This is a genomic window from Pleomorphomonas oryzae DSM 16300 (assembly GCF_000422965.1).
Classification (GTDB): Bacteria; Pseudomonadota; Alphaproteobacteria; order Rhizobiales; family Pleomorphomonadaceae; genus Pleomorphomonas; species Pleomorphomonas oryzae.
Genome location: NZ_AUHB01000007.1, coordinates 257,899 through 263,898 on the forward strand (window position 1 = coordinate 257,899; position 6,000 = coordinate 263,898).

Consider the following 6,000-nt stretch of genomic DNA (forward strand, 5'->3'; position numbering starts at 1 on the left):
GGGGCTACCGGCGTCTGAGCCCAAAAAATCTTGGCAATTCCTCAGCGCTTGGTGCGCAGGCGAACAACCACGTCGACGCGGACGATCTCCATGCCGGCAGGGGCGGGCGGCAAGTCGCCGATTTCCACATGCGGGCCGGGAATGTCGAACACCCGGTTCTCATCCTCGACGTAGAAATGGTGATGGTCGTCGGTATTGGTGTCGAAATAGGTGCGCGTTCCCTCGACGGCCACCTCGCGCAGCAGGCCAGCTTCGGTGAACTGGTTCAGCGTGTTGTAGACGGTGGCGAGCGACACCGGCACTTTGGCCATCAGCGCTTCAGCATGCAGATCCTCGGCCGAGACATGGCGATGGCCGTGCGAGAACAGGATTTCGGCAAGGGCCACGCGCTGGCGAGTGGGCCTGAGGCCCGAGTCCCGAAGGCGGGTTCGCACTGGACTTTTGGCAATCATGGACGCGCCAGGCGTCGGCTGGGTGCCGGTGATGCGGCGTGCCGTGTCCGCCGGTGCAATCGACGGGCTGGAAGGAAGCGGGCGGTCCATTATCTTGTTATCCTGGGTGGCCGGGTGAGCCGGACGGCATTTTCGATTGCGACATATTAGCAAAGTAGTTGCAGACTGCAAGAACGCGCCAAAAAGGCAAGCGTCGCATTTGCGGCAAGGCTTTCGAGGACGGCTTGCCTGTGTTAGAGATCGACCCACACGTGAACACCGTCCTGACGGACGGCGATTGGCGCTGCCTTGAGCGCGCTTGAAGGGATAAGGTACGGACAGCAGCATGAGTCTTCGCAAGAACAGCTATGAGTATGAGGATCTCCTTTCCTGCGGACGCGGGGAGTTGTTCGGGCCGGGCAATGCCCAGTTGCCTTTGCCTCCGATGCTGATGTTCGATCGCATCGCCGAGATTGCCGAGGTCGGCGGTGAGTTCGGCAAAGGGCTTATCCGCGCCACGCTGGCGGTCCGACCTGACCTCTGGTTCTTTCCCTGCCACTTCAAGGGCGATCCGGTCATGCCCGGTTGTCTCGGCCTTGATGCACTCTGGCAGATGCTCGGCTTCTTCCTTGGCTGGTCGGGTTCGCCTGGCAAGGGGCGGGCGCTGTCGGTCGGTGAGGTCAAGTTCAGCGGCATGGTGACCCCTGCCGTCAAGCTGGTCGAATACGGCGTTGACCTCAAGCGCGTGCTGCGCGGCAAGCTGGTGCTCGGCATCGGCGACGGCTGGCTAAAGGCCGACGGCGAGACCATTTACAAGGCGACGGATCTCCGCGTTGGCCTGTTCCAGGCCGCCTGAGCGCCGCCCGCATCAGAAATAAGGAAAGACAGCCATGAGACGCGTCGTCGTCACCGGCATGGGCATCGTGTCCTCGATCGGCAACAATACGCAGGAGGTTCTGGCGTCCCTCCATGATGCCCGCTCCGGCATCACTTTCGCACCTAGCTTTGCCGAGCACGGCTTCCGCTGCCAAGTTTACGGCGCGCCGACACTCGATCCGGCGACGGTCGTCGATCGTCGGGCAATGCGCTTCCATGGCGGCGGTACCGCTTGGAACCATGTCGCCATGGATCAGGCCATTCTCGATGCTGGTCTCGAAGCGGGCGATGTTTCCAACGAGCGGACCGGCATCATCATGGGATCGGGCGGTCCTTCGACCCGGACCATTGTCGAGTCGGCCCTGAAGACCATCGAAAGCGGTTCGTCCAAGAAGGTCGGCCCGTTCGCGGTTCCCAAAGCGATGAGCTCCACCGCGTCGGCCACGCTGGCTACTTCGTTCAAGATCAAGGGCGTCAACTATTCGATCTCCTCGGCCTGCGCCACCTCGAACCACTGCATCGGCAACGCCTACGAGATGATCCAGTACGGCAAGCAGGACATGATGTTTGCCGGCGGCTGCGAGGAACTCGACTGGACGCTGTCCGTATTGTTCGACGCCATGGGCGCCATGGCCTCCAAATATAACGATACGCCGGCCACGGCTTCTCGTGCCTATGACAAGAACCGCGACGGTTTCGTCATCGCCGGCGGTGCCGGTGTGCTCGTCCTTGAGGAACTGGAGCATGCCAAGGCGCGCGGTGCCAAGATCTATGGTGAGATCGTCGGCTATGGTGCCACCTCCGACGGCTACGATATGGTTGCTCCATCGGGCGAGGGCGCGGTGCGCTGCATGCGCCAGGCGCTTTCCACGGTGAAAAACAAGATCGACTACATCAACCCGCACGCCACCTCGACGCCGGCCGGCGATGCGCCGGAGATCGAAGCGATCCGCGCGGTGTTCGGCGGTGCTGACAACTGCCCGCCGATCTCTGCTACCAAGTCGCTGACCGGCCATTCGCTCGGTGCCACCGGCGTGCAGGAGGCGATCTATTCGTTGCTGATGATGAACAACCGCTTCATCGTCAAGAGCGCGCATATCGAAGAGCTGGACCCGGCTTTCGCCGACATGCCGATCGTGCGTGACCGCATCGATGATGCCAAGATTGATACCGTGCTCTCCAACAGCTTCGGCTTCGGCGGCACCAACGCCACGCTGGTTCTCCAGCGCTATGCCGCCTGATCTGTCCGCCCGGCTTCGCCGGGCGGTTTCTTCTTCTCGGGACGTCAGATTATGAATGGACTCATGGCCGGCAAGCGCGGCCTCGTTATGGGCGTCGCCAACGACCATTCCATTGCCTGGGGCATAGCTAAGGCGCTTCGTGCCGCTGGTGCGGAGCTCGCCTTCACCTATCAGGGCGAAGCCTTCGGTCGTCGCGTCAGGCCGCTGGCCGAGGAAGTCGGCGCAAAGTTGCTCCTACCTTGCGACGTCGAGGACGAGGCATCGGTCGACGCGGTATTCGCCGCGCTGAAGGCCGAATGGGGGCAGATCGACTTCCTGGTGCACGCTATCGGTTTCTCCGACAAGAACGAGCTCAAGGGTCGCTATGCCGACACCACGCGCGCCAATTTCTCGCGCACCATGGTCATCTCGGTGTTCTCCTTTACCGAAGTGGCTCGCAAGGCCGCCGCGCTGATGACCGAAGGGGGCACTTTGCTGACCCTGACCTACGGCGGCTCGACGCGCGTCATGCCCAACTACAACGTCATGGGGGTCGCCAAAGCGGCGCTTGAGAGTTCGGTACGCTATCTTGCGGCCGATTTCGGCTCTGACGGCATCCGGGTCAATGCCATTTCGGCAGGCCCGGTGCGGACATTGGCGGGCTCTGGTGTCACCGACGCTCGCTTGATGTTCAACTTCCAAAAAAAGAACGCACCGCTGAAGCGGACCGTGACGATCGACGAGGTCGGTCGGTCAGCGCTCTATCTGCTGTCGGATCTGTCTTCGGGCGTCACCGGCGAGATCCACTTCGTCGATTCCGGCTATTCGATCATGTCGATGCCGCGGATTGACGAGCTGAAGGAGCAGGATCGCCGCGAGACCGCCGAGACGCCGGCTGGCTGACCGTGCCGCCATCGCAAGCATTGCAGCCGGCGGCTTGGTCCGCCGGCTTTTTCATATGCTCACCTATGATCAGTTGTCGCCATCCGGAGGCGCCGGATCGGAAAAGTCACTGGTCGCTGGCGCCTGACAGGCTTGGACAGCAGTGGCGAGCAGAGGCTCGAAGGCGGGGTCGCCTTCTCGGTTTGCCCAGATGCCTGTGTTGTCGACCGATGTGGCGACGCAGCCGCAGAAACGCTCCGACATTTCCGGCGTCGCGCCGTGGCGCTCGTATTCCGTCCGGCAATCGGTGATGAAGCTTGCTCTTTGCATCGCGGGATCGACCGGGATCAGCGCGGCAAGGCCGACGGCAACGCCATAAAGGAATGGCTGATGCAGCAGATAGAACGCAAGCGAGTGGCGGCCGAGCCAGGCAAGCCAGTGCGAGCTGCGCCGTAGCTTTCGCGTCCCTCGCGCGGCCAGATCTGCCAGAGGAGCGCCGGCAACGAGACCGATAATATAGGGCGCGATCCAAGGAAACAGCGGTACCAGGTCGTTTGATACCGGGGGTGTCTCGGCAAGACCCAGGAAACCCCAGCCAATACCGTCGAACAGCGGCGATCGCCATACATGCGGCAGTGTCAGCGCAAGAGCGGCCAGCAGAACCAGCAGAGTGCTAGGTAGCCGGACTAGCAACGGCGCCAGAAGACTGGCGAGCAGCATCATGTGCAGGATGCCGAAGAAGATCCAGGCATCGGGAAAAACGAAATAGGTGCCGACTGATACGGCGGCAGCGGCAAGCGCAAGGCGGAAAAGGCGAACCCCGTAGCGGAGGGGATCGAATCCGCCCCGTTCGGCAAGGCGAAAGGAAATGCCGGATAGAAACAGGAAACTGCCAGCAATAGCCACGGCGTAGGCGCGCCAGAGCGGGTCGAAGGCAACACCCCAGCCGACCAGCCGTACGTTGGCGAGATCCCAGGAAAAATGATAGGAGGCCATGGCAAGCAGCAGGACGCCGCGAGCGGCGTCGATCAGCGGCAAGCGCCGCGGTCGACTCTCGGCAGGCTCTCTCGAGGGTAACGAATCAGCCATGTCCCGTCTCTCCACCATCGCCAAAGGGTGTGCTGCAGCGGAGCGACCATGGCAACCGACGGTTTTCCGAAAATGACAGCTTCCTTATCCGAAGGGGAGACAGATGGCCTTGCGTATCGCTTTCGGCTGAAAAGCGATACGCTGGTCGTGGTGTTCAGCCAAGTGCGGGTTCCGGTTGGAAAGTTCGGCCTTGAGCGCCTGTTCGCCAGCACCACGCATAGCCTGCTGCTCGTCAACGAGCCGGTCAACGAGTGGTATCGTACCCGCGCGGCGGCAATCGACGCGCTGATTGGCGAGGCTGTTTCGGCGGCCAAGGCGCCCCGCCTCATCTTCTACGGCAGTTCGATGGGGGCTTTCGGTGCCGCCTCTGCGGCGGCCCGGCATCCGGCGGCTGAGCTCTACGCCTTTGCTCCGGACTTCCGGATTGGCGATCCGGGCAGCCAGTCGGCAGCGGCTGGCCTCGTGGCGCAACCGGACGAGGCCGATCTCGGGGAACTGCTCGCGGTGCCGCGGCAGGGAGAGGCGCGCGTGATTGTGCCTCTCTTCGACCCCTATGACGCCGGCGTCGGCGCCCGCCTTGCGGCGCTGTCATTGCCCGATCAGGTAAAACTGGTGCCGCTTCGCTCCAGCCATGAGGTGCATGACCATCTCTACAGCCTCAACATCATCCGAAAGGTGGTCGCCACGTGTCGTCGCGACATCGCCGACGAGGCGGCGGCGCGCGGACTTCTGGTCTGTTCGGTCGAATGGCCGGCGCATGCGCGGTTTGCCGCCGCTCGGGCCACGTTTGACGCCGGCGCTCACCTTGATTCTGATGCTTTGCTGGGACTTTTGCCGGAGACCAACCCCGGCCTGACGCTCCTCGCCGCCGAGGCAGCCGAGCGGGCGGGCGATGTCGGCCGGGCAGCGGCACTGCTGGCCGAACTCGACGAGGCCATTGCGTCCGACGTCGTTCTGTCGGGCCTTGCCAAGCGCTACCTCAAAGAAGTACCGCGCCGCCGCATTCGGCTGCTGAAAGAGATGGGCGAAGTCACTGCTTCACGTCGCGTCGCGGGCGAGGCCGCCGCGCGCTTTCCGACCGACGAGGGATTCGCCGCCCTCGCCGCCGGTTTGGACTAAAGCGCCGGACCGGCAAGTAGAATCCGCCGCGCAAATAAAGTCTTGGAGCGGCGGCCCGGATAGATCCGGGCATCTGCCGCTCTAGATGTGAAGCCTCAAGAGGTTGTCGCTGGTTAGGTTGAGGCGACTGATAGGGGTTTTGGCGTCAAGGCTACCGTGTGGTCTGTGCCAATTGTACATGTGGGTCCACTCTGGCAAGTGGGCTTTGCGGTGATCTGAGGTTGGATAGGCGCGTGCGTATGCCCATTCACGCAGAGCGGTCTGGATGAACCGCTCAGCCTTACCGTTGGTCTTCGGCGTATAGGGCTTCGTTCGGATGTGTTTCAGGCCGAGATCCTTGCAAGCCTTTGCGAAGTCTTTGGATTTGTAGCAGGATCCGTTGT

General features: G+C 62.5%; 7 protein-coding genes. 4 read left to right on the plus strand and 3 right to left on the minus strand.

Translation table 11 applies throughout. The features are described 5' to 3' along the window. Positions 1 to 41: 41 nt before the first annotated feature. The gene (irrA, locus tag G522_RS0114010; RefSeq protein ID WP_026791588.1) at positions 42 to 452 is read right to left on the minus strand and encodes an iron response transcriptional regulator IrrA; all 411 of its coding nucleotides are present in this window, start codon (positions 450 to 452) and stop codon (positions 42 to 44) included. A 325-nt stretch (positions 453 to 777) separates the two neighbouring features. Between irrA and fabA the strand changes: the two genes are divergently transcribed. Genes fabA through fabI form a run of 3 tightly spaced genes read left to right on the plus strand, consistent with a single transcriptional unit; the run spans position 778 to position 3,430 of the window. Further along, positions 778 to 1,287, plus strand: a complete 510-nt coding sequence (gene fabA, locus G522_RS0114015; RefSeq protein WP_026791589.1) for a 3-hydroxyacyl-[acyl-carrier-protein] dehydratase FabA — start codon at positions 778 to 780, stop codon at positions 1,285 to 1,287. Positions 1,288 to 1,321: 34 nt separating this feature from the next. After that, positions 1,322 to 2,548 (plus strand): beta-ketoacyl-ACP synthase I, encoded by a 1,227-nt coding sequence (fabB, locus tag G522_RS0114020; RefSeq protein WP_026791590.1) that lies wholly within the window; start codon positions 1,322 to 1,324, stop codon positions 2,546 to 2,548. Positions 2,549 to 2,599: 51 nt separating this feature from the next. Beyond that, positions 2,600 to 3,430 carry an enoyl-ACP reductase FabI gene (gene fabI, locus G522_RS0114025; RefSeq protein WP_026791591.1) on the plus strand — a complete coding sequence of 277 codons (831 nt, stop codon included), beginning with the start codon at positions 2,600 to 2,602 and terminating at the stop codon, positions 3,428 to 3,430. Positions 3,431 to 3,499: 69 nt separating this feature from the next. Here the strand turns inward: fabI and G522_RS26860 are convergent, their stop codons facing one another. Next, positions 3,500 to 4,498 carry a heparan-alpha-glucosaminide N-acetyltransferase gene (locus G522_RS26860; protein ID WP_169453524.1) on the minus strand — a complete coding sequence of 333 codons (999 nt, stop codon included), beginning with the start codon at positions 4,496 to 4,498 and terminating at the stop codon, positions 3,500 to 3,502. A 72-nt stretch (positions 4,499 to 4,570) separates the two neighbouring features. On the opposite strand from G522_RS26860, the gene G522_RS0114035 reads away from it, so the two are divergent. Beyond that, positions 4,571 to 5,617: a hypothetical protein gene (locus G522_RS0114035; protein WP_156886936.1), complete on the plus strand. Its 1,047-nt coding sequence runs from the start codon at positions 4,571 to 4,573 to the stop codon at positions 5,615 to 5,617. 81 nt (positions 5,618 to 5,698) lie between these two features. Here the strand turns inward: G522_RS0114035 and G522_RS29610 are convergent. Then, a partial coding sequence (locus G522_RS29610) for an integrase core domain-containing protein (RefSeq protein WP_026791593.1) occupies positions 5,699 to 6,000 on the minus strand: 302 nt, incomplete at its 5' end.